This is a genomic window from Bacteroidota bacterium, from assembly GCA_005882315.1.
Lineage (GTDB): Bacteria > Bacteroidota > Bacteroidia > Chitinophagales > Chitinophagaceae > VBAR01.
In genome coordinates this window covers 1-24,553 of sequence record VBAR01000002.1, presented here as the reverse complement: position 1 = coordinate 24,553, position 24,553 = coordinate 1, and the positions used below count along the sequence as shown (strand labels likewise).

The following is a 24,553-nucleotide window of genomic DNA, read 5'->3' as shown; positions in this document are numbered from 1 at the left end:
ACTCTTTGGCAGATAAGCTTACATATGATCTTGCAATAGTAGGTGGTGGTTTAGCCGGCCTGGCTTTATCTGTTCAAATAGCCAACGCTGGCTATAATGTTGTTCTTTTTGAAAAAGAGCAATTCCCTTTTCATCGTGTATGTGGTGAATACATAAGTCTTGAGTCATGGGATTTTCTCGAACGTCTTGGGGTAGATCTGTCAGCACTAAATGTATCCCGGATCAATCGCCTTTGTGTATCCGCAGTCAATGGAAACTCTTTTGAGCAGGATCTGCCCCTGGGTGGTTTTGGTATTAGCCGTTATCAGCTGGATCATACATTAGCACAGATCGCAAAAAATGCCGGCGTCAGATTACAAGAACAAGAACGTGTCAATGAGATCAATTTCGCGGATCCGGTCTTTAATATTGAAACTTCAAAAGAAAACTATAAAGCAGGGGTAGTGATCGGAAGCTTTGGCAAAAGAAGCAATCTTGACATTAAATGGAAGCGACCGTTCACAATAGCCAAAAAAAATAAACTCAATAATTATATCGGTATAAAATATCATGTACGTTGTAATTACCCTGCAGATACGATTGCACTTCACAATTTTAAAAAAGGGTATTGTGGCATTGTAAAAGTGGAAGATGACAGGTACTGTTTATGCTATCTTACTACAGCATCCAATTTACAGGATAGTAGCAATGATATAAAAAAGATGGAGCAAACTATTCTTTCGATCAATCCACATTTAAAAAAATTATTGAATGAATGTGAAATGATCTCAGAAGAACCGGTGATCATTTCACAGATCAGTTTTGATAAAAAAGAACTGATCAAAGATCATGTATTGATGATTGGCGATGCAGCGGGTATGATCACACCTCTATGTGGCAATGGAATGAGTATGGCGCTGCATGCAAGTAAGATCGCTGCTGAACAGGTAAGTAAATTCCTGGAAGGAACTATTTCAAGAGAATCAATGGAGCATGGCTACCTGGTGAAATGGGAAAAACTTTTTGCCAGCCGTCTCAGAACAGGTCGTATACTCCAACGGTTATTTAATAGTGAATGGCTCACTAGTTTGATGATCCGTCTCGGTAAATCTTTCCCGGGTTTGATAACAGCTCTGATCAAAAAAACCCACGGGCACCCTTTTTAAACTTTATTGCTTTCCCAGCTTATCATAAATCCCGAAAGAGAGCTTATAATTTGCGACAATAATGCAAAAAAGCTAACTTACGAATACTAACATAACAGAAATTTAATAGCCACGAAAGGTGGAAGCCTTGTACATAAAAACTATTTTATGCCTCAAACAAAAACATTATCTGAAACACAAGAGATCATCCAGGATAACCTGGATTACACCCTGTTCTCATGGAGCAAGCAAAAAGGAATTGCGCCGATCGCTGTTAAATACGGTGAAGGCGTTTATTTATATGACTACGATGGTAAACGTTATCTCGATTTTTCGTCGGGACTGATGAATGTAAATATTGGTCACGGTAATCAACGGGTAACTGAAGCTGTAGTAAAACAAATGCAGGAAGTAAGCTATATAACGCCGAGCTGTGTTACTAAGGTTCGTGGTGAAGTAGGAAAAAAACTGGCAGAGATCTCTCCAAAAGGTTTGACAAAAACTTTATTTACTGTTTGTGGTGCTACTGCAATAGACAATGCGATCAAATTGGCAAGATTGTATACGGGTAGGCATAAAATTTTAACCCGCTATCAATCGTTTCATGGTGCATCATATGGAGCTATGTCTGCTGGTGGTGATCCCCGTAAACTTGCAGCTGATTCACAACAGTCACCGAATTTTGTACACTTTGATATTCCTGTTGCTTATCGCTGGGAATATGGAGAAGATAATTTATTAAAAGAATCGATTAAGAATTTGGAGAGAGTGATCGCATTTGAAGGGCCGCAAAATATTGCTGCCATTTTATTGGAAGGAGAATCAGGATCTTCTGGTTGTTTAAAATATCCTGTTGGTTATTTGAAAAAAGTAAAAAAACTCTGCGAAAAGCATGGCATTTTATTTATTGCTGATGAAGTAATGAGTGGTTTTGGAAGAACGGGTAAATGGTTTGGCATAGATAACCATGACGTAGCACCGGATATGATTGCAACTGCCAAAGGAATCACCTCGGGTTATGTACCGCTTGGCGCATTGATAGTGTCAGATAAAATTGCAGCCCAGTATGATGATAATGTTTTGTGGCTTGGCCTCACCTACTCTGCTCATCCGGTTAGTCTTGCAGCAAGTTTAGAAGTGCTGAAAATTTATGAAGATGATAATTTAATTGAGAATGCGGCAACAATGGGAAAATACATTGATGAAAAAGTTGAAGAATTAAAAAAGAAACATCCTTCAATTGGTGATTGGAGAAATACGGGCTTGCTGGGCTGTATTGAATTAGTAAAAAACAAAACAACAAAAGAACCAATGGCTCCATTTAATGCAAAGCCGGATGAAATGACCGTGATGAATAAAGTAGCAGCAAGAATAAAAGAGTTGGGCATGTACACGTTTGTACGCTGGAATTATATTTTCATTGCTCCACCACTTTGTATTACTAAAGAGCAAATTGATGAAGGATTGGCGATGATCAGTGATGCGATTTCAATAGCAGACCACCATGTCACTTAAACTCCGTAGGAGTTTAATATCTATAAAAATAATCAAAAACATGAACCCGACCCCGTAGGGGTCGAACCCGAAACCAAAACAAAATGCCGAACACATACACACAATTATATATTCAATTTGTTTTTGCCGTTAAACATCGTGAAAGTTTAATTGCTAAAGAGTGGAAGAATGATTTATATAAATACATCACAGGTATTGTCCAAAATAACAAAAGTAAAATGCTCGCAATAAATGGCGTAGCAGATCATATTCATATTTTTATTGGCTATAAGCCAACGATAGCTATTCCCGATTTGGTAAAAGATATCAAACTTGCCAGCGGATTATGGATTAATGAAAAGAAATTGGCACCCGGTAGGTTTAACTGGCAGGAAGGGTATGGCGCATTTTCGTACAGGCTTCGTGATATTGATGAAATATGTCGGTATATTCAAAACCAGGAAGAGCATCATAGGAAAAAATCATTTAAAGAAGAATACACGCAGATGCTGAAAGATTTTGCATTGGAATATGATGAGAAATACCTGTTTGAATTCTTTGATGATCTATATTCAACTCCTCCGGAGTTGATGAAATCGACCTAATATCGATTCTATAAATTTTTGTCTCCTATGGAGACATTAGAAATAATATGCAGAACGAAAATCAATTAAAGAATTCTTCTCTTATTAATGAAGATTTAGCTCCTATTCCCCAGGAAAAAAGAAAATGGGGAACATGGAACTATGTTGCATTATGGGTAAGTATGAGTCTTTGCATTCCCACTTATATGCTTGCCAGCTCATTGATCGGTGGAGGGATGAATTGGTGGCAGGCAATACTTACGATCTTTCTCGGCAATACAATTGTGTTAATACCAATGATATTAAACGGGCATGCCGGGGCAAAATATGGAATTCCATTTCCTGTTTTTGCCAGAGCAAGTTTTGGAACAAAAGGAGCAAATATACCTGCGATGCTTCGTGCAATAGTTGCCTGTGGCTGGTTTGGCATTCAGACATGGATCGGCGGAGCTGCTATATATAATATTGTAAGAGCATGGAACCCTTCTTTGCCGCAAATTGATAGTCATTCATTATTTCCACAAGCAATACCGATGATCTGTTTTCTATTGTTTTGGCTGTTGAATATGTTTATTGTTTATCTCGGTGTTGAAAGCATTAGAAAACTCTTGCTGTTCAAAGCGATCTTTCTTCCTGTTGCAGCATTTGCATTATTATTCTGGGCAATCAGTGCAGCCAATGGATTAGGACCAATACTTGAACAACCTTCCAAACTCCAGGGTGCATCTTTCTGGAATTATTTTTTCCCTGCTTTGACAGGAATGGTTGGTTTCTGGGCAACGCTATCGTTAAACATTCCTGATTTTACCCGCTATGCAAAAAGTCAGAAAGCACAAATAAGAGGACAGGCAATCGGTTTGCCGTCATCAATGACATTGTTTGCTTTTATAGGAGTTGTTGTTACATCTGCAACCGCAATTATATATGGCAGTACTATTTGGGATCCGATTCAACTGGCAGGAAGATTTGAAAACAAAATGATGGTGACATTTGCGATGCTTGCAGTTGCCATTTCAACACTGGCTACAAATATTGCTGCCAATATTGTAAGTCCTGCAAATGATTTTTCAAATCTTGCTCCGAAAAAAATCAATTTCCGGGTTGGCGGATATATTACGGGCATTATTGGCGTTTTGATCTTTCCCTGGAAACTGATCGCCGATCCTACAGGATATATTTTTACATGGCTGATTGCTTATTCAAGTTTATTAGGACCTGTTGGAGGTATCATGATCGCCGATTATTATTTTATTCGCAAACAAAACCTGGATGTTGATGATCTGTATCGTCACAATGGTCAGTACAGTTTTAATAATGGATTTAACAGGATCGCTATTACAGCATTGTTATGTGGCATCCTTCCTAATGTTCCCGGGTTTTTATTACAGATCAAAGTAGTTTCATCAACAGCATTTCCGGGATGGATCTCGCATTTATATAATTATGCCTGGTTCGTAGGATTTTTTGTAAGTGGATTGATTTATTACTCATTAATGCAGAAATTTAAAGTTCAGAATTATGATTTAAAGGTTGCACCTGAAATTCATCATTCATAACTCATCATTCATAACTCATTCTTATGTCCCTACTGATCAAAAATGGAAGAATCATAACTGCTGATGCTGATTGCGTTGCCGATATTTTTATTGAAGGCGAACAAATAAAAACGATCGGTAAAGACTTAGCAGTAAAAGCAGATAAAGAAATTGATGCTTCCGACAAGCTTGTTTTTCCCGGTGGTATTGACCCGCATGTGCATCTTGACATGCCATTCATGGGAACTTTCTCTTCTGACAATTATGAAACAGGAACAAGAGCAGCATTATTTGGCGGCACTACGATGGTAATTGATTTTATTTTACAGAAACAAGGAAATAGTTTACGGGCAGCATTGGAGGAATGGAAAGGAAGAAGTGATGGTAACTGTGTTGGCGATTATAGTTTCCACATGGCAGTTACCGATTTTAATGATAACACTAAAAAAGAAATAAAAGAGTTTATTGAGAAAGAAGGCATCACATCTTTTAAAACTTTCATGGCTTATAAAGGTGCATTGATGATCGATGATCGCCAGATGATCGGTCTGATGGAAGAAGTAAAACAACATGGCGGTTTAATAAATGTACATGCTACGAATGGCGACATGATCGATTACCTGATCGCCAAACACCGGGGGGAAGGAAAGCTTTCTCCTTTGTATCATTATTTATCACAACCTGAAGTAACAGAAGCTGAAGCAGCCGAACGTTTTGTTGATATGTCGCATTATACGGGTTGCCCTGGCTATATCGTTCACCTGACATGTGAAGGAGCATTGAATGCGGTCCGTAATGCAACCAAAAGAAATCAGAAAACATTTGTAGAAACCTGTATTCAATATTTAATACTCGATGCATCCTTGTATGAAAAAGATTTTGAAGGAGCTAAATGGGTAATGAGTCCTCCCCTGCGGGAAAAGAAAGACCAGCAAACTTTGTGGGCAGGTATCAACCAGGGATTGGTACAAGTTGTAGCAACTGATCATTGTCCATTTATGTGGGAACAAAAGAAAATGGGTGAAAAAGATTTTTCAAAAATACCCAATGGCCACCCAGCCATTGAAAACAGGATGGAGTTATTATTCAGCGAAGGCGTCGTGAAAAATAAGATCACTTTAAATAAATATGTAGAAGTTGCTTGTACCAATCCTGCAAAAATATTCGGCATGTTTCCCCGTAAAGGAACAATAGCTGTCGGCAGTGATGCAGATATTGTCATCTTCGACCCGAACGAAAAACATACACTATCAGCTAAAACCCATCACATGAATGTTGATTACAGCGGATATGAAGGCTGGGAATTAACTGGAAAAGTGAAAACCGTTTTGCTTCGAGGACAGGTAGCAATTGAAAACGGAAACTGTTTATTACAAAAAGGATATGGTAAATTTATAAAGAGAAATAAAGTAGATTCGAAAATATAGATTGCACGCAAAGACGCTAAGAAGCAAAGGCGCAAAGATTTCTTGGCGTCTTGTTTTTCTCACTTTGCGTGAAATAAAAAACTAAACTTATGCCAAGAATAATTAAATCAGGACTCATCCAAATGTCTTTGCCTAAAACCGAAGGCGAAGGAACCATTGAAGAAATAAAAGAAGCAATGGTGCAAAAGCATATTGCTTTGATCGAAGAAGCGGGAAAAAAAGGTGTACAGATACTTTGCCTCCAAGAGATTTTTAATACCCCTTACTTCTGCCCCGGCCAGGATGCAAAATGGTATGCAAGTGCCGAGACCATACCCGGCCCTACAGTAGAAAGAATGCAGGCTTATGCAAAAAAATACAATATGGTGATCATCGTGCCGATGTATGAAAAAGAACAGGCAGGTGTTTTATATAATACCGCAGCAGTAATTGATGCTGATGGAAAGTATTTAGGAAAGTACAGGAAGAATCATATTCCGCATACATCTGGTTTCTGGGAAAAATTCTTCTTTAAGCCCGGTAATTTGGGTTACCCGGTTTTTCAAACTAAGTATGCAAAAGTGGGTGTATATATCTGCTATGATCGTCATTTTCCTGATGGTGCAAGAATATTAGGATTAAATGGAGCTGAGATCGTTTATAATCCTTCAGCAACTGTTGCTGGTCTATCTCAATATTTATGGAAACTGGAACAACCTGCACATGCTGCAGCCAATGGATATTTCATGGGCTGTATCAATCGTGTAGGAACAGAAAAACCATGGAATGTTGGAAAATTTTATGGCAGCAGTTATTTTGTTGATCCCCGCGGACAAATCTTTGCACAGGCAAGTGAAGACAAAGATGAATTATTGGTTGCCAATTTTGATCTGGATATGATCGATGAAGTAAGAAGTGTTTGGCAGTTCTTTAGGGATCGTCGTCCTGAGACATACGGAAAACTTGTTGAACTTTAAACCCCCTGTCCCCCTAAAGGGGGAACATAGGTCGGTTAAACATTTGACTATTGGTTCTTTCTTTAACTTTTAAATTATAATAGTTCACTTACAACTATTGGGTTTTGTGAGTGGACTCCTCCCCTTTAGGGGAGGCCGGGAGGGGTTTCTATGGCAATTGATAACAACAGGCTTTCAAACGAACAATACGAAGAAAACTTCGCCGACATTCGTCCGCCGTTTGAAAATAAGACAGCGGCAGTGGTGGAAGCGAACCGCTGTATATTTTGTTATGATGCGCCATGTACAAAAAGTTGCCCGACAAGTATTGATGTTCCAAAATTTATTAAGCAGATCTCTACTGATAATGTAAAAGGCTCCGCACATACTATTCTTTCTTCAAATATTATGGGAGCTGGCTGTAGTAAAGTTTGTCCCGTAGAAAAATTATGTGAAGGTGCATGTGTATATAATTTACTGGAAGAAGAACCCATTCAAATTGCCAGGCTTCAACAATATTCAACCGCTATAGCATTAGAAAATAACTGGCAACTCTTCGAAAGAAAGAAACTTCCTGACTCCCCTTTAGGGGCCGGGGGCAAAAAAGTTGCCATTGTTGGCGCTGGTCCTGCAGGATTAAGTTGTGCTCATGTTTTGTCAAGAGAAGGAATTGATGTAACCATTTTTGAAAAAGAAGCTAAAGGCGGTGGTTTGATGACCTATGGAATTGCAGCCTATAAAGTAACACCACAATTTTGCGAAGATGAAGTAAACTATATCACTGCTCTTGGTGGTATCGAAATAAAATACAACCAGGAACTAGGAAAAGACATTACACTGTCTCAATTGAAAAAAGACTTTGATGCTGTTTATCTCGGCATCGGGGTTGGTGTAGCAAGACAATTGGATATCCCAGGTGAAAAACTCGAAGGAGTGGTTGATGCCATTCAATTCATTTATGATATTCGTGACAAAGGCTATTCAACTGTACCGGTTGGAGATAAAGTAGCAGTGATCGGAATGGGAATGACAGCAATTGATGCTGCTACACAGGCAAAACGATTAGGCGCAAAAGAAGTGACAATGATCTATCGGAGAACACAGGATGAAATGCCTTGTACGGAATTTGAATTGAATATTGCCAAACAGGATGGTTGCAAGATCATCTGGCTTGCCGCACCGAAGAAAGTGAAAGGTGAAAAGGGAAAAGTGAAAACTTTGGTTTGTAGTGTTATGGAACTCGGCGAAGCTGATCCTGGCGGAAGAAGAAGCCCGGTTGATACAGGCGAAACTTTTAAGCTGGATGTTGATATGGTAATAAAAGCAGCGGGACAAGTGCCATTTGAAAAATTAATAAAGAAAAATAAACTGGAAAACAAAAACGGAAAGTTGGTAATCGATAAAAACTGTTCAACAAATATAAAAGGTGTTTTCGCAGGAGGAGATGCAGTGAATGGTGGTAAAGAAGTTGTTGATGCAGTTCAAGATGGAAAACTAGGAGCTGCAGCAATTTTAAAATATTTGGGGCTTGCGTAGGTTTCACGCAAAGACGCCAAGGGGCAAAGGCGCAAAGTATTTCTTGGCGTCTTGGTTTTTCACTTTGCGTCTTTGCGAGAAATAAAAAGGAAGAATGACTGAAAATGAAATAGCTAAAGAAGTAGTAGATCTGTGCTTTAAGATTCATACACAGTATGGACCCGGTTTGTTTGAAAGTGTTTATGAAGAAGTTTTCTGTTATGAATGGGGAAAGAAAAATATTCCTTATTTGAAACAACATCCAATCCCATTGGTTCATGAAACAATAAAAATGGATGCGGGTTTCAGAGCAGATGTGATAATCGATAACAAAGTTGTGGTAGAATTAAAATCAGTTGAATTATTAGCACCAGTTCATTATAAACAAGTACAGACTTACTTGAAATTAACAGGATGTAAGCTTGGTCTTTTAATAAATTTTAATGTAGCTCTTATCAAAGACGGGATTCACAGAATAGTAAATAACTTATAAACTTAGCTCCCTGGTTTCACGCAAAGACGCCAAGGAGCAAAGACGCAAAGGTTTTCTTGGCGTCTTATCTGTATTCTTTGCGCCTTTGCGTGAAATATTTGTTTGCAACAAAAAAGAAAAACATGGCCGACATAACCTCAACATTTTTAGGAATCAAGTCACCCAATCCGTATTGGTTGGCGAGTGCGCCTCCCACCGATAAAAAATATAATGTGCTTCGTGCATTTGAAGCCGGCTGGGGCGGTGTGGTTTGGAAAACACTTGGCAGCCAGGTAAAAAATGTTTCATCAAGATATTCGGCTGTTGATTTTAATGGTGGAAAAATGATGGGCTTTAATAATATAGAACTCATTAGTGATCGTCCGCTTGATCTAAACCTGCAGGAAATTGCTGAATGCATAAAATTATTTCCTGACCGTGCAATGATTGTTTCGCTGATGGCAGACAATGATAAAAAAAGCTGGCATGAACTCATAAAAAAAGTAGAAGACACAGGAGCACATGGACTGGAACTGAATTTTGGTTGCCCGCATGGAATGACAGAACGTGGAATGGGTGCCGCTGTTGGGCAGGACCCCGAGATAGCCTGCATGGTAGTGGAATGGGTAATGGAAGCAGCACATATCCCGGTAATAACCAAACTTACACCCAATGTACACTCGGTGGTACCAACAGGAAGATCAGTAGTAAAAGCAGGCACCAATGCGTTGTCATTGATCAATACCATACAATCTGTAACAGGTGTTGACCTGGATACACTCGTACCCAATCCTTATGTGGCGGGTAAATCTGTCTTTGGTGGTTATTGCGGACCGGCAGTAAAACCTATTGCATTAAAAATGCTAACTACTATTGCGCAGGATGATCTGACAAAGACAGTTCCTATTTCAGGAATTGGTGGTGTAAGCACATGGAAAGATGCGGTAGAGTTTATGTTGCTGGGTGCAAGCAATGTGCAGGTATGCACGGCTGCTATGAAATATGGTTTCCGAATTATTGAAGATATGTGCGAAGGGCTGAACAACTGGATGGATGAAAAAGGATTTAAAACACTCGATGATTTTATTGGCAAGTCTGTATCCACCATTACGCATTGGGAAGATCTGGATATCAACTATCATCATATTGCTAAAATAAACCAGGATAAATGCATACACTGTGGCCTCTGTTATATTGCCTGTGAAGATGCATCACATCAATCTATCAATTTGGCCTATGGCAAACCTTACAACACCTACACTGTAAAAGATGAAGAATGTGTTGGCTGCAATCTCTGCATGCTTGTTTGCCCCGTTGATAATTGTATTACTATGGAAGAGCATCGAGTTGCTCCTGAGTATTTGAACTGGATAGAATTTCAGAAAAGAGGATTGCCGCTGAATGATCATTAAGAGGATTATGTACTAAGCTGCATTGCTACTATTAAGCTTCTGTTGCGTCGCACTCTTGTACGCTTGATTCATTACTCGGCATGATTTAGTGACAATTTTTCCATTTGTATATTTCTAAGTTTCGAAATAAATAAAAAGGACTGCAATTGCAGTCCTTTTTATTTTACATTCCACTGGTTTAATTCAGCCTTTCGAATACACTTTCGGCTTCAGTATAAAATGCAGAACCCTTTCCTATCTTTTGAGGATCGTAATTAACCATCCTTATCAATTCAACATATTGCGATAATTCAAGCTTAGACAAATCAAGATCTACTGGATTTGTCTTCCAGATTACTGCATCATTCACTTCATCATATTTCATTAGGTTTGTTAATCCACATATTAGAGGATAGAAAAATCCCGGAGAGTATTGATAATCGGAGGTTTCATCAGTTGTATGAAATGGGACCTTTCCACTTTTTTTATTATCAACTGAGGATATACGTCCAAATTTTCCAGGTGCTGCTTGATGATATAAGTTCGGAAATTCAATATACAAACGATCGAAAAAGCGAAGTATGTCGCTTGTTAAATCTAACACTGATTTTACCGCTTTTGATCGTAATTGATATTTTCCTTTCTCCTCAACACTAATTTTTTTATTCTTCATGACTTCATTAAAGAAGTCAACACATTTGCCCTTTTGAGAATAAATACTTACTTTATTTAGGCCGTTAATCTCTTCAGGTAAAACGCCTTTCCCCTTTAAGAAAATCAGCCCTAATGTTGACAAACTAATTACATCTTCAGATTTAATTTTCCCTGCATCTCCCGTTTTCCAAATAATCTCAAACTCCTCGTCTAAATTTCCCTTTAAGTAATCGTAAAAGCCTACTTGATTTCCTTTTGCAGTTTCCTTTAATTGAACGTTGTTATTTCTGGCAGAACATATTTCAGAAATAAAATCATAAAACTCATCTACTGCTCCATCTTCCGAATTTGGCGTAATGATCTCTATTGGAATTGAGAACTTAAATTCGTCTTTTCTACTTTCATATCTCGTCAAAATCTCTTCATAATTTTCATTCCAGAATTCTTTGCAGCTGACCCAATCTTTTATTTTGACATCAAAAAGCTGCTCTATTAAATAAATTGCAACCGCAAACGTGTTGTGACCGCCATCCATAATCCCCTCATAATCTAAATTACCGAGAGAAATGCGGACGCGGTTCCGTTCTAATAATTCGCAAGTTTCTGTAGCGAGCAAAATTCCTTTGGATTTAAACCAAAATAACTCTGGACTAAATTCCAATGTCTCAAGTATGCTTTTAGTAATCGGATTAACTGTAGCAATTCTTGGATTAACCTTGTTGTCTGCCTCCTTTAATAGCTTAATGAAGCTGAGTGGAGAGATGCTTGAAACTAATTTCTGAATTTTTAATCCCTCTAATGAAGCCTGAAGGCTATGAGGGTGATCTAATTTTAAGATTAAACTACTCATGATTAATATTTATTTAATCGGAACGAAGAAAATAATTAAATAAATATTATGAAGAAAAGAGATTAGGCTCGTTCCTTTACCAAATGACTTTTCGATCATAATACCTCGCATCTATCCAGACGCTTTTCCATTTTACCAATGGAGCTTATAATCCAATAAGCAGTGCAAACGTATTGATATTTTCTTTACGTCCCAAAATTATTTGTCTTTATACCAATATTTGTGTTGAGTTATCGGCATCTTTCTTCCATAGTTCTTCGAACCAACAACTGAAAAATGGATTAACTTTCGAGTGAAAGTTTCGAGTGAATATTAATACTTAGCGCATGGATGCAAAACCACGAATCGACAAAGACACTTTTATAGAGATTCTGCAGGACAAACCACTTTTGGATGCGGATGATCTTCTAATCTTTCAGACAATTTATTCTTTAGAAAAACAAGAAGCATCTGCAACAGATCTCGCTAGAATTATTGGATGGAAGGATAAAGCTGCTGTTGTTGGAAGAATCGCTGGACTTGGAATGCGTATTTTAAAAAAATATGATATTAAGCAAAGTGTAAGAAGTGATGGCTCCAAAAGATATTGGGACTTCTTTTTTTCTGGCTATTATAAAGGCGATTTTTTTATTTGGAAACTTAAACCTGAATTGAAGGAAGCATTGGAGGAATGTGGTTTAGTTGCCAGCATTAGACCCATCTCATTACAAAGAGCTTTTTTGTTTGCATGGAATCCTGATAATTGGGATTGGAAAGACCTTAATGAGAACATAGAAGAACTATATAAAACGGGAAAAGCGACGCAAAAATGGAGTTGTAAAAGTCATAAAAGTGTTCGACCGGGAGATAGAGCTTTCATTGTTAAACTAGGTACTAATCCTAAAGGTATTTTTGCATCAGGCAAGGTTGTTTCAGAACCTTTTCTTTCTCAACATTGGAGTGGCGAAGACAAACTTGTACCAAGAGTTGTCATTGAATTTGACATACTTCTCAATCCTGAAAAAGATCCAATACTGTTGCTTGACAATCTTAAAGCTGGTAATTTAAAAAATCAAACATGGACACCTCAAGCATCTGGAATTTCAATAAAGCCTGAAGTTCTTGGTGAACTTGAAGAAGAATGGTTTGAATTTTTGAGAAACCAAAATATTTCGCACAACCCGTTTATTGAAAACAAAGACTTGTTGCAAACATATCTTGAGGGTTCAGTAGCTCAAGTTACTCAAACGAGATATGAGAGAAATATTCATGCTAGAACTGAATGCCTCAAACATTTTGGTTATTCTTGTTTAGTGTGTGATTTCAATTTTGAGAAACACTATGGTAACATCGGCTACCAGTTTATTCATGTTCACCATTTAACCCAGATTTCCTCCGTCGGCAAAGAGTATAAAGTAAATCCAATTGATGACCTTAGGCCAGTTTGTCCAAACTGTCATGCAATGCTACATAAACAAAATCCACCTTTATCTATTGAAGAGTTAAAGGACCTTATAAAAAATAAATAGAAGTAGTATACTTGAGCAATGCTTCTGAAAAAATTAACTCCAAATGAGAAAAAAACCTGAATTACAATTTCTCCGAACTATTAAAACTGGTAAGGGCTTAGTCAAACTTGTACATACTCTTAGGAAAATTAGGTGGAAAGCAAATGCAAGTTTTAAAGGAAAAAAGCGATCAGCACTTACAAAGGCACAACGTAAATTAATTCTGGAAAAGACTAATTCAAGATGTCACGTTTGTGGAGTAGAAATTCATTTAAATGGATTTCATGCAGATCATGTAAAAACGCACAGTTCTGGTGGTGAACACAACGAAAATAATTATCTACCAAGTTGCCAGACATGTAATAGTTATAGGTGGCATTTTGCTTCTGAAGAATTACAAATAATATTGAAGCTTGGCGTTTGGGCGAAAGGAAAGATGTTACGTAATTCAGAACTTGGATTACAGATCGCAAATGAGTTCGTTAAACATGAGATGAATGTTAGAAAGCGACGTAAGCCAAATCACAAAAAATAACAATCATCCATTAGATTGTTTTACAAAGAGAATGTTATGTATAATATTACTTTGATCTGTACAAGACATGAAGAACTCGGCAAATGCAATTCATCTGAATTGTATAAAATAATTGAGAGTATAAATCCTGAAATAATATTTGAAGAAATTCCCCCGTCTTACTTTGAAAAATATTACATAACCAAGAGTCATAAAAACTTAGAGTCCGACGTAATAAATAAGTATTTAGAGGTTTATAACGTGAAAATTTTTCCAGTCGATATTGATGTAAGACAAAAATTATCTAAATACCAAGACGAAATTTTTTTTATGTTTCTTACATTCTTTAATTATGAGGATTATAAAAAGTTAGATAATGAGAAAGAGACTTTGATAGCACAGGAAGGTTTTCATTATCTCAATAGTGATAAATTTTTGGACTTTTTAGAGAAAAAGGAGGTTATGGAAAAAAATATTATGGAATCTGAAATCGAGAAGAATAGACTACTTGATATTTACAAATTATTTCACGCAGAACAATACGATAGTCGCGAAAACGCAATGCTTCAGAATATTTACAATTACAGCAAAGGAAACCAATATAATCAAGCAGTGTTTTTAATTGGTGCCGAACATAGAAAGTCAATAATGCAAAAAATACAGGAATACGAAATCAAAGAAGAATTCAAATTGAATTGGAAATTTTACAACGGCTAAGGTTTCCTTCCGCTCGGGTCTTGTCCCACAGCCAGTACAACATAATTGAAGGAAGCTTGCAGCATCTTTCTTCTATAGTTCTTCGCAGCAAAGCCAAAATGAATTAACTTTCTGTACAAGAATTTGCGTAAAGCAGAATGTTGGCCGTAATTTTATAGCCCTTCATCAAACCATCTTCTCAACCTAAACTTTTCATTATGCGACACATTATCTTGTTTGCTTTAGTTGTGACCCTGTTTTCTTGTGGACAAAACAGCACAAAACAAAAAGAATTAGAGCTTAAAGAAAAAGAGCTTGCCTTGAAAGAAAAGGAACTACAGCTTAAAGAGAAAAGCGCAACAAATGACACTTCAAGTTCGATTTCGGCAATTCAAAATAAGAATAATACACAATCGACGACCGCTAACCAAGATACTGCCAAAGCAATACTTCCTGCAGACACGAAAGTTTTGATGCTTAAAAGCCCAACCTTCTATTTTGGTGATGTTGCCCATTTAACATTTAGAGATTCCAAAACGAATAAAGAAGATGAATATGAATGGGTAGGTGAAATTCCTGCCATTAAAGAAATAATGAACAAATGTGAAGGCCATGAAGGCTGCCCTGCATTGAAAGGACAAACTTATAGTGTAACTCTAAAGCACAAACTTATGGATGTTCTTGAATACAACGGAGAAAGTGGTGCAATGGAGAAAACAGGTAAAAAACAAAAACGCTGGATTATTGTTGATGCAAAGAAAATAGCAGCACCGTAACGAAGAAAAAAAACTACATCCAACAGTCACATTTGTTCTCAGCCTTGCGTCGTGTCCGTAACAAAATAAAACGCCCCGATGTCGCCCCACGCATCGGAATGAATATCATAATGGTTATCATAATATCAGTATCCGGTTGAGTCCCTTGCGGAGGCTCATCGCCGAAGAGTTGGTTTGAAATTTAGTGGCACTTAAGGAAGGAAATTTTATCTTAAATTTGAAGATCCTGATTTCAAAAACCTATTTAAAATTAATTCTTATGAAACCGGTAAAATGCATTATTCGCATTGCATGTTTGTTTTTCTTCCCTTATAACGAACTATACAGTCAAAGCCTTTCAAATTTTGTTTCTGTAAATCCTACGGCTCAAACAAGCAATTTTATATTTCCATCTGCTACACACCGGTTTCAAAAAATTATGGAACATGGCGATCCACTTCCTGTTGGCACCATGATGGATAATTTTGATTTTACAGGTTATATGCCAATTGCAGGATCCTCAACAAATGGTTACCTGAGTATTAATCATGAATTAACACCCGGTGGTGTTACAGCCATGAATGTTTCTTTTAATCCAATCACCAAACTCTGGAATAAAAACGGGGCAACAGCATTAAATTTTGCTTCCGTTGCAGGTACGGCCAGGAATTGTTCCGGCGGTTTAACTCCATGGGGGAATATCATAACCTGTGAAGAAGTAATTTCAACTGCTGATGTAAATACAGATGGTTATAATGACCTGGGCTGGCATGTAGAAATTAATCCTTCTACTAAAACAGTTGTAAGAAAACTATGGGCCATGGGATGCGGAGCTAAAGAAAATATTGCCATTCATTCAAACAGGAGAACGGCTTATTTTGGCAATGATGCAAATCCCGGTTACCTGTATAAGTTTGTTGCCACTGCAATGGATGACCTGTCTGCCGGATCATTGTATGTATATACAGGACCCAAAACAGGAAATGGCAATTGGGTGCTGATAAATAATACGACCCAGGCTGACAGGAATAATACAATGACATTGGGTGGTGCTGCAGGTGCTACAGCTTTTAACGGAATAGAAGATGTAGAGATTGGCCCCGACGGAAAAGTATATTTTTCCGTAAAAGGTGAAGACAGGGTATACCGGTTATTGGATGCTGATCCCATTTCCGGAACCACTACTTCTGCAATGGAAACTTTTGTAGGTAATGCATCCTATAATATTACTCATGCAGGTGGAACCGTTCTCACTCCCTGGGGAACCGGAAATGATAACTTAGCATTTGATGAGCAAGGTAATTTATGGGTTCTTCAGGATGGTAGCAATAACTATATCTGGGTAGTGATGAGTAACCATACACAGGCCGCTCCCAATGTAAAATTGTTTGGAATTGCCCCTGCAGGATCGGAACCAACGGGCATTACTTTTTCGCCTGATTATAAGTTCCTGTTTATGTCATTTCAGCATCCGACTGCATCTAATAATTCAGATCTTCAAATTGATGCTGCCGGAAACAGCATTGGCTTTGAAAAAGATATTGCTATCGCAATAGCATTAAACAGTAATCTTGGATGTATTAATGGTGATGGTTGCTTTGTTACAAATAATACTAATAATGTCGGTGTTGGTACAGATAGCCCAAAGGCAAAATTGCAGGTAAGAAATGGTGATGTATCATTAGAAACACTTGGTACAGGAGTTATTCTAAAATCTCCTAATGGTAATTGCTGGAAAATTACAGTTAGCAATACAGGAGTGATCTCTTCTGTGGCTGTACCTTGCCAGGAATAAAACTGATGCTAACGCATTTGAAAAATCATTTTCCGTTGGCCGGGGTCTTGCCCCACAACCAGCACAACCTAAATGAATGAAGAAAGCAGGCCCCGGGAGCTTAGGTATCGTAGCTTTCTTCCATAGTTCTCTGCACCAGGAGCTGGAAAAGTTGAAATGCATTTATTTATTCTGTACAACTTACAATTGGAAATCATTAACTTTCTGTACAAGAACTTTCGCTAAGCAGAGAGTTAGCAGAAAATTATTCGGAATTATGCTTGGGATTTTCAATTAAATTGACTTTCCCTTAAACAATTTTTTATGAAAGAGAAAACAAAAGGATTCGGTCGCAGGAACTTTATTAAAACAACGACATGTTTTACAACTGGACTAACTGGAATAGCATTTTTTCCCCAACTAAACCTGGCCATGGATAAAACTCCAGAGGAAAGCATTTATATAATAGGGCCTAAAGAAGGATTTTCTCCACAGATCGGAACACTTGTTTCTATGATGAATTTGATGCGAATTGTGGTTTTACGTTCAGCTACAAATATGACAAAGGAAGATCTTGATTATTTGCATGACTTAAAGGCAAACACTATTGGTGCCATGCTTTTACACTTAGCTGCAGTAGAGTATTCGTACCAGCAGAATACTTTTGAAGGGCGTAATTTCCAGTTTGATGATAATGAAAAAGCCAAATGGGGTGCCGCTCTTAACCTTGGGGATGAAGGTCGTAAAATAATTAAAGGAAATGATCTTGATTATTACCTTAACATTTTAAAAGAGACTCGTGAAAAAACAATAGCTGAGTTTAAGAAACGTGATGATGAGTGGTTAATGAAAGTAGACCCTCATGGTTTTGCAAACCAGCCTACAAATAATTACTGTAAGTGGTTCCATGTATGCGAACATGAATCGAATCACAATGGACAAATTAAGTGGATAAAAAGCAGACTGCCGGGAGCTAAGGCAGGTAATGATTGAAAATGTATATCTCAGCCTTGGTTCGTGTCCGTAACAAATAAACGCCCTGATGCATGTCCCCACGCATCGGAACGAATTTCATGATGGAAGATCATTTCAATGGCGCAGGTGCATCAGTAAACTTTTTATGTGCACCAGTTAATTTACCAATATAATACGTAGCAGGAATAATTACTTTTCTTACAACAGCAGGTATGTCACCTGTAGCAAATTCAGATCTGTAATACATCGTAAGAAAAGCGATCCTTTTTATTTCAGGACGATCATGTTTTCCTTCATCTAATGCCTTGTAAACCCCTTCCAAAAAATATTCAATATTATTAGCAGGCTTTACCCATCCTTTCACATGTAATTCATCTTCGCCGGCGTTCCAGAATTTATGCCAGGTGCCACGCATAAAAGTTACAGTTTCACCTGGACCATAATAAACGGGTTCCTTTCCAGGTATCAAGATTCCCATTTTACCACTGATAACTGTGAGACTTTCTTCTTGCTTCCAGTGAACATGAATAGGAGGACCTGCCTTTGGTTCGACAAAACCCTCAGTTATTAATTTATCGCCATCAGGTTCTTTTATCCGTTCTACAAAGACCAGCTTCTCTCCAAATTTATTTTCAATCGTGTGTGGGTATTGATACATAAATGGTGGTTTTGGTTAGTTCAAAAGTAAGGAATAACTGCGTTTTGTTCATTGACAGAAGACTCGTCATGAATTATTGAGCTATAATTATATCTGCCGAAAAATGATCCATAAATGAATGAAGAAGGCAGCAGCATTAGTTATCCAAAGTAGAGTGCATTATTGTCCCCCGCTGGCGGGGGAAGTACTTCAATCATAAACCCAGTTACAAATTGGGGTGGACTTTAATCGCCGCATTTAGTCCACCCCAATTTGATAAAGCATGAGAATCGACTATCCGGCCCCCGCCAGCGGGGGACATTATCAGTCTTATTTTAGTAAGGCGTAAAATACAGAAGACAATGCACAGTCTGAATTTCGAATAGCGTTAAAACTACTTACCCAATTTCTTTTCAACCCAATCCTCCAAATAACTATACACAGCATTAATATTCTCCAACACTTCTTCATTAGTAAACCGAAGAACTGTAAAGCCAGCTTCTTCCAATGCCTTCTGTCTTATTTTATCATTCTTAGTAATTTCTTCCAGTTGATGAATACTTCCATCCACTTCAATTATAAGCATTAACTCTTTGCACATGAAATCCGCAATATAAATTAACACTGACCGTTGCCGTCTGAACTGGAAACCTTTCATTTTCCCTGCACGCAAAACATATTTCCATAAACAAGCTTCTGCTTTGGTCATTTCTTTACGTAAGCGATTAGCATACGGTTGAAGATTCTTATTGTAGTAATGATTGCTGTGTCCGTCGGTCATGTATTAAAATTACAATTATGTTGAAGATTTCCATCCGCCCAGGGTCTTGCCCCACAGCCAGTACAACAATGAAGAAATGGCTAAATCAACTTAATTAAGGTAAATGAAAATAAATGTCTGATAAATGGTAAGCTGCATTAGCAAATGATGGCTTATCTGTCCGCCGGGGTCTTGCCCCACAGCCAGTACCCGATTTTTTTTGATAGTTTGTAAATCTTAGAATATGTAAAACTATAGACGAATTTGTACTAATAAATATGTAGCAGTTCCAGTAGTCCAAATGGATCATCCATCGTCTCTAAAAGATCCTTATTGTGTTTTATCATCTTGCTTCGCATATATACACGGAGCCATTGCTTATACATGTATAGTTCGTAACGATTGAGCATTTCCGGAAGAGGCAGATTGCGCTGTCCTATAAGTCCGGCCAGATGTATTGCAGATTCTAAGCCCAGCGAAATCGATTGAAAATAGGGAGAGCCGAGGGCAGCATCGCCAACCACAAATACCGGTGAAGTGTTGAACGGGTGCTCATTGCCCCCTTCAGCAAGCCATTTCCGATTAGTTGCGTTATTAGCTCTATACAGGTTCAATGGAATTCGAACTATATCCAGGTCGCCAATTAATTCTCCATGAGTTTCCTGTTTTATCTTGTCGATAAAGTTGTCCATTGATCGAGCAACCTGGGGGAAGTGTATACGAAGCCACTGACCATCGAATGTTGTCGGCATCGACTCGTAATCTTTGGGCGTTATTTTAACAATGCCAGAAACAAAAGTGATATTACCATCGTAACACACACGATCAACGGCAGGAATAAATTTATAATGTAGGTTTCCTGCATTCTTGTAGTATTTACAGTGCTCGTTACATTGGTATTCCTGGCCGTACAGGAAAGTGATAACAATTGCATATTCAAGTTGAATGTTGAATGTGTTGGCGTCTTTGTTGCCAATAGCCGGACCAGGTGAAAGGTGATCCCTTAGTAGTGACTTACAACCGGAACAGTCGATCAGTATATCTCCCGGCTTAAGCAATGCTATTGCCTGCTCCGCAGTCAGATTCGTTACAATCCGTTCCACATTATTTGAACCGCGGTTGTCGATGAGGTCACTGAGTCCTTGTTCGATAGAATTAAGTGGTGCGAACCCCTTAACCCATTCATGGAGAAGTGACATCAGGTCCTCCGGGATAGTTCGCCTGAATGCAAGTGTTTCCTGAATTTCGGCAATATCAAATACGGCTGCCAGATTCTCGGCATCAATATGATCGGCACAATAGCTATCCACTGAATCAGCAGTAAGGAATGAAGAGAGCTTAACCATCCGCGTACGGGTATAATTCGGTCTCTTTTCGTATAAGCGAACGGAGAACTCTTCCATTGTTTGAAATAAGGCAGTGATCATAAGACCAACCGGTCCTGCGCCAATTACATGAACCCGGCCTCCGGAAGAAACGTTTGACTGGTTTGCGAAACCTGATTCTGTTATTGATTTCACGAGTTGTTATTATTAAGTGTGTTCAATGGGAATGAGTCAGCAAGCAATTTTTATTACAATATAGCACAAATAAAGCCAATGAAACATTGGCTTTATTTGTTTAAAATCAGTTTTAAAGGCATATGATCTTATACTGTTTCAGCCACCAAAACTGGCATTGAAACAGTAATAGGTTCAAGAACCGTGTGTTTTTCTTTTGCGATCTTTTGAATTATATCCGGGTTACTCAAAACAGCTTGCATGGCTTCCACATCAAAAACTTCTGCAATCAAAACAACCGAGTTTGGATCGTTCGTATCCTGTAAAGTTTCAAACCCGGACGCAAATTTTGAGAATATCTCAACCCGATCCTCGTGTCCTTTCAACCATCTATCGATGTTACCTACTTTGTGACGAATTACAATCGTTGTCATTTTTTTCAATTTAGTATTGGTGCTTACTCTAAACAGTTTTCAGCTTCCCTGTTGCCTACTTTATTTTTAAAGTCGTTGTTCGGCACTTTCGACTTTATCGATCAAAACATCATTTCAATTTTTTTTTGGTTAATACATGCAATCTACTTTGAAGCTAGGGGCAGCTCCAATGACATTTAACAAAAAAAAAGCTTGATAAATATCAAGGCCTTATTGGTGAAGCATTTGTTTCCTGATACGACTCAATGTTTCGGGAGAAACACCCAGGTAAGAAGCGATCATATGAAGAGGTACACGATTAATGAATGAATGATATTGGTTGACCAGCCGTTGATATTTTTCCTCTGCGGTTAATCCAATTGTAATTGATACTCTACGTTGCAATGCAACATAGGCATCCTGGAATAGTATCCTGTAATATGTCTCATATTTAGGTATTTCACCTAAAAGTTTGAAATGATCCTGCCGTTCAATAGTGAGCACATCACTATCCTCCAGGGCCTCGATATTCATTTTTGATGGCTCACCGGTTAGAAAACTATACAGGTCACCGATCCACCAGCCTTCAAATGCAAATTGGATCACATGCTGTGTGCCTTTATCATTAATAGTATAAGAATACAACGCACCTTTTTCAATAAAAGTTGATCTATTGCAAACATCACCTTCCTGCAATACATATTGTCTCTTCCTTATTTTTTTGGGAACAAAATTATCCTTGCATTTCTGCAAGTCTTCTTCACTAAAAGATGCTTTAGCCAGAAGTGATCTTGTCAATACTTCATACATGATAGCTAAAAGATAAGAAAATTGATCTAGACTTTAAAATATGTCATTCCCCGTCTGTCCTTAGTGTTCTCATTTGTTTTCAGTATAGTTGTTCGCGGCTATAACCAAAAATCATTATCTTCCTCTCCTAGAAATTGCTTAAGCAAAGATTTTACGATTGAGGCCATAGAAAAGAATATCAGTTTTACATCTTTAAAAAAATAAAAACTATGGCAAAATCAAAAACAATCGTACTCATTCACGGAAATTTTGTGAACAACAGCAGTTGGACAGAATGGAAACACTACTATGAACAAAAAGGATACAATGTTTATACTCCTGCAAACCCCGGGCATGAGGGGAATCCTGCTGAATTAAGAGCAAAAGTTCATCCTGACCTCGTTAAGATGGGTTTCATAGATATTGTAAACAATATCGCTCAATTAATTGATGGCTTACCTGAAAAGCCATTAGTTATTGGTCACTCTATACAAGGATGCAAATAGCCGGGTTGATGTAAAAATATTTGAAGGCAAAAGTCATTTCATTTGCGGGGAGCCAGGTTGGGAAAAGATAGCCGATCATGTTTTAGATTGGTACGAAAAACTCTAATACGTCTGTAAAGCAGAGTGCACATTGTCCCCCGCTGGCGGGGGAAGTACTGCGATTTAAATGAAATTATAAATTAGGGGTGGACAAGACATTCCTCATAATTTGTAATTTCAGTCTGTGAATAGCAAGCACGACAATCATTTTTACAATAAGAATTTGCAGCCTTACGCCAATCGTCTACGTAAAGAGATGATCCCGATAGCTATCGGGACAGAAGCTTGTTTGTGGAAGTATGTTTTACGGGCAGGTAAAATGAAAAATTTTCAATTCAGGCGTCAAAGAACAGTATTGAATTACATCGCGGATTTTATGTGCAAGGAATTAATGTTGATAATTGAAGTAGATGGAATAACTCATCACTCGGAAGAAGCTATTAAAAAAGATGAGACCAGGCAAAAGGCGTTAGAATCGGCTGGCTTTACTGTGCTTCGTTTCAGTGATGAAGAAGTATTGAATCAAATTCGGGCAGTGTATAATTATCTCGAAGATTGGATTGAAAAGAAAATTGATCCGCAAGTTTAGTCCACCCCCATTTGAAAATTTAAAATGATCGTCCATCCGACCCCCGTCCCGATAGCTATCGGGAGGGACATTATACAGTCCTATTTTGTACTACATAGTTCTTCGAAGCAACAACTGTAAATGAATTAACTTCCTGCTCCATCAACATAAAACAAGCACCACCAATTATGGAAGTACATGCCCACACTCACACCGCAAGAAAAAAATGGACACATTATTTCTGGGAATTCTTAATGTTATTCCTTGCTGTGTTCTGTGGCTTCCTGGCAGAAAACTATAGGGAGACAATTATTAATAAAGAAAAAGCACATCACTATATACAAAACCTGGTGGCTGATCTGAAGGCTGATACTGCTGATGTTAATTTTGCCATTTACTATAACCAGTTATGGAGCGATCACCTGGACAGTGCTCTGCAAATACCAATTGACCGTTTAAAAAATATAAACACTCAGGATACTTTTTTTTATCATTTCCTGCCATATTATAGCTGGTTGCAAGTTTTTATCCAAAACGATAATACGATCACACAATTGAAAGCGGGAGGATTTAATTTTATCAGGAATGAGAAAGTAGTTGATTCGATAAACCTGGTTTATAATTTTTACCGGAATATAGTTTTTAATAATGAATATTATAATACCTGCTCTTGGGATATTACTCGCAAAGCACAGGAGTTAATGGATATGCCGACTCCTTCATTAACAATTGAAGAAAATATTCCAAAGCAAGTTCTTCAAAACAAGGAAGTCTTTATTAAATATGATATGCCGGCGATACGTCAGCTTTACAGTATGATAAGAAATGCAAAGGGAGCTATGGCGACTTCTATACTTTTTGAAAAACAATACCGTGAAAAAGCGGTAAGATTGCTAACCTATCTTCAGAAGGAATATCACCTGGATTGAAAAGCTCCGTCCGCCGGGGGGCTTGCCATACAGCCAGTACAACATAAATGAATGATGAGGACAGTTTTTTTCTTCTTTTGTTCTTCGCACAAAAACAAAAAATGAATTAACTTTCTTTACAAAACTTTCGCAAAGCTGCGGGTTAGCGGTAATTTTAAAATCACTAATAAAAATAGAATCATATGAGAAAAATAATTTCATTTATGCACATATCGCTTGATGGTTTTGTAG

23 protein-coding genes and 1 pseudogene are annotated in these 24,553 nt (G+C 37.8%); 18 read left to right on the top strand and 6 right to left on the bottom strand.

Annotated features, from left to right (window positions below; translation table 11 throughout):
- The first annotated feature begins 5 nt into the window (after positions 1 to 5).
- The 9 genes from E6H07_11285 to preA all read left to right on the top strand — a co-directional run bounded on the left by E6H07_11285 (position 6) and on the right by preA (position 10,498).
- Positions 6 to 1,145: an NAD(P)/FAD-dependent oxidoreductase gene (locus E6H07_11285; protein TMI63362.1), complete on the top strand. Its 1,140-nt coding sequence runs from the start codon at positions 6 to 8 to the stop codon at positions 1,143 to 1,145.
- Positions 1,146 to 1,292: 147 nt separating this feature from the next.
- On the top strand, positions 1,293 to 2,639 hold the full coding sequence (locus E6H07_11280; GenBank protein TMI63361.1) for an aminotransferase class III-fold pyridoxal phosphate-dependent enzyme: 1,347 nt from the start codon (positions 1,293 to 1,295) through the stop codon (positions 2,637 to 2,639).
- An 83-nt stretch (positions 2,640 to 2,722) separates the two neighbouring features.
- Positions 2,723 to 3,223, top strand: a complete 501-nt coding sequence (tnpA, locus tag E6H07_11275) for an IS200/IS605 family transposase (protein TMI63360.1) — start codon at positions 2,723 to 2,725, stop codon at positions 3,221 to 3,223.
- Positions 3,224 to 3,270: 47 nt separating this feature from the next.
- Positions 3,271 to 4,758 (top strand): NCS1 family nucleobase:cation symporter-1, encoded by a 1,488-nt coding sequence (locus E6H07_11270; GenBank protein TMI63359.1) that lies wholly within the window; start codon positions 3,271 to 3,273, stop codon positions 4,756 to 4,758.
- A 23-nt stretch (positions 4,759 to 4,781) separates the two neighbouring features.
- The gene (hydA, locus tag E6H07_11265) at positions 4,782 to 6,164 is read left to right on the top strand and encodes a dihydropyrimidinase (GenBank protein TMI63358.1); all 1,383 of its coding nucleotides are present in this window, start codon (positions 4,782 to 4,784) and stop codon (positions 6,162 to 6,164) included.
- A gap of 122 nt (positions 6,165 to 6,286) precedes the next feature.
- Positions 6,287 to 7,120, top strand: coding sequence for an acyltransferase (locus E6H07_11260; protein TMI63750.1), 834 nt, complete (start codon positions 6,287 to 6,289; stop codon positions 7,118 to 7,120).
- Between the two features lie 150 nt (positions 7,121 to 7,270).
- Entirely contained in the window at positions 7,271 to 8,635 is a 1,365-nt protein-coding gene (locus E6H07_11255) for an NAD(P)-dependent oxidoreductase (protein TMI63357.1), read from the top strand.
- A gap of 94 nt (positions 8,636 to 8,729) precedes the next feature.
- The gene (locus E6H07_11250) at positions 8,730 to 9,107 is read left to right on the top strand and encodes a GxxExxY protein (protein ID TMI63356.1); all 378 of its coding nucleotides are present in this window, start codon (positions 8,730 to 8,732) and stop codon (positions 9,105 to 9,107) included.
- Positions 9,108 to 9,229: 122 nt separating this feature from the next.
- A complete protein-coding gene (preA, locus tag E6H07_11245; GenBank protein TMI63355.1) occupies positions 9,230 to 10,498 on the top strand; it encodes an NAD-dependent dihydropyrimidine dehydrogenase subunit PreA in 1,269 nt (422 codons plus the stop codon).
- Positions 10,499 to 10,676: 178 nt separating this feature from the next.
- Here the strand turns inward: preA and E6H07_11240 are convergent, their stop codons facing one another.
- Complete coding sequence (locus E6H07_11240) at positions 10,677 to 11,981, bottom strand: hypothetical protein (GenBank protein ID TMI63354.1); 1,305 nt, start codon at positions 11,979 to 11,981, stop codon at positions 10,677 to 10,679.
- Positions 11,982 to 12,505: 524 nt separating this feature from the next.
- On the opposite strand from E6H07_11240, the gene E6H07_11235 reads away from it, so the two are divergent.
- The 6 genes from E6H07_11235 to E6H07_11210 all read left to right on the top strand — a co-directional run bounded on the left by E6H07_11235 (position 12,506) and on the right by E6H07_11210 (position 18,200).
- Positions 12,506 to 13,489: an EVE domain-containing protein gene (locus E6H07_11235; protein ID TMI63749.1), complete on the top strand. Its 984-nt coding sequence runs from the start codon at positions 12,506 to 12,508 to the stop codon at positions 13,487 to 13,489.
- Between the two features lie 43 nt (positions 13,490 to 13,532).
- Positions 13,533 to 14,003 (top strand): HNH endonuclease, encoded by a 471-nt coding sequence (locus E6H07_11230; GenBank protein TMI63353.1) that lies wholly within the window; start codon positions 13,533 to 13,535, stop codon positions 14,001 to 14,003.
- Positions 14,004 to 14,039: 36 nt separating this feature from the next.
- The gene (locus E6H07_11225; GenBank protein TMI63352.1) at positions 14,040 to 14,699 is read left to right on the top strand and encodes a hypothetical protein; all 660 of its coding nucleotides are present in this window, start codon (positions 14,040 to 14,042) and stop codon (positions 14,697 to 14,699) included.
- A gap of 197 nt (positions 14,700 to 14,896) precedes the next feature.
- Positions 14,897 to 15,454: a hypothetical protein gene (locus E6H07_11220; GenBank protein ID TMI63351.1), complete on the top strand. Its 558-nt coding sequence runs from the start codon at positions 14,897 to 14,899 to the stop codon at positions 15,452 to 15,454.
- A gap of 259 nt (positions 15,455 to 15,713) precedes the next feature.
- Positions 15,714 to 17,228, top strand: a complete 1,515-nt coding sequence (locus E6H07_11215; GenBank protein TMI63350.1) for a DUF839 domain-containing protein — start codon at positions 15,714 to 15,716, stop codon at positions 17,226 to 17,228.
- A gap of 303 nt (positions 17,229 to 17,531) precedes the next feature.
- Positions 17,532 to 18,200, top strand: coding sequence for a DUF664 domain-containing protein (locus E6H07_11210; protein TMI63349.1), 669 nt, complete (start codon positions 17,532 to 17,534; stop codon positions 18,198 to 18,200).
- 91 nt (positions 18,201 to 18,291) lie between these two features.
- On the opposite strand, the gene E6H07_11205 is transcribed toward E6H07_11210, so the two are convergent.
- The 5 genes from E6H07_11205 to E6H07_11185 all read right to left on the bottom strand — a co-directional run bounded on the left by E6H07_11205 (position 18,292) and on the right by E6H07_11185 (position 22,301).
- Positions 18,292 to 18,840, bottom strand: a complete 549-nt coding sequence (locus E6H07_11205) for a cupin domain-containing protein (protein TMI63348.1) — start codon at positions 18,838 to 18,840, stop codon at positions 18,292 to 18,294.
- Positions 18,841 to 19,213: 373 nt separating this feature from the next.
- Positions 19,214 to 19,600, bottom strand: a complete 387-nt coding sequence (locus tag E6H07_11200) for a DUF559 domain-containing protein (protein TMI63347.1) — start codon at positions 19,598 to 19,600, stop codon at positions 19,214 to 19,216.
- Positions 19,601 to 19,848: 248 nt separating this feature from the next.
- The gene (locus tag E6H07_11195) at positions 19,849 to 21,099 is read right to left on the bottom strand and encodes a hypothetical protein (GenBank protein TMI63346.1); all 1,251 of its coding nucleotides are present in this window, start codon (positions 21,097 to 21,099) and stop codon (positions 19,849 to 19,851) included.
- Between the two features lie 128 nt (positions 21,100 to 21,227).
- Entirely contained in the window at positions 21,228 to 21,512 is a 285-nt protein-coding gene (locus tag E6H07_11190; GenBank protein ID TMI63345.1) for a hypothetical protein, read from the bottom strand.
- A 210-nt stretch (positions 21,513 to 21,722) separates the two neighbouring features.
- On the bottom strand, positions 21,723 to 22,301 hold the full coding sequence (locus E6H07_11185; protein TMI63344.1) for a Crp/Fnr family transcriptional regulator: 579 nt from the start codon (positions 22,299 to 22,301) through the stop codon (positions 21,723 to 21,725).
- Between the two features lie 209 nt (positions 22,302 to 22,510).
- Between E6H07_11185 and E6H07_11180 the strand changes: the two are divergent.
- From E6H07_11180 to E6H07_11170, 3 genes and pseudogenes are all read left to right on the top strand, one after another.
- Positions 22,511 to 22,892 (top strand): annotated as a pseudogene (locus E6H07_11180) (alpha/beta hydrolase).
- Between the two features lie 189 nt (positions 22,893 to 23,081).
- Positions 23,082 to 23,414, top strand: a complete 333-nt coding sequence (locus E6H07_11175; protein TMI63748.1) for a DUF559 domain-containing protein — start codon at positions 23,082 to 23,084, stop codon at positions 23,412 to 23,414.
- 167 nt (positions 23,415 to 23,581) lie between these two features.
- The gene (locus E6H07_11170; protein TMI63343.1) at positions 23,582 to 24,322 is read left to right on the top strand and encodes a hypothetical protein; all 741 of its coding nucleotides are present in this window, start codon (positions 23,582 to 23,584) and stop codon (positions 24,320 to 24,322) included.
- The last annotated feature ends 231 nt before the right edge of the window (positions 24,323 to 24,553 follow it).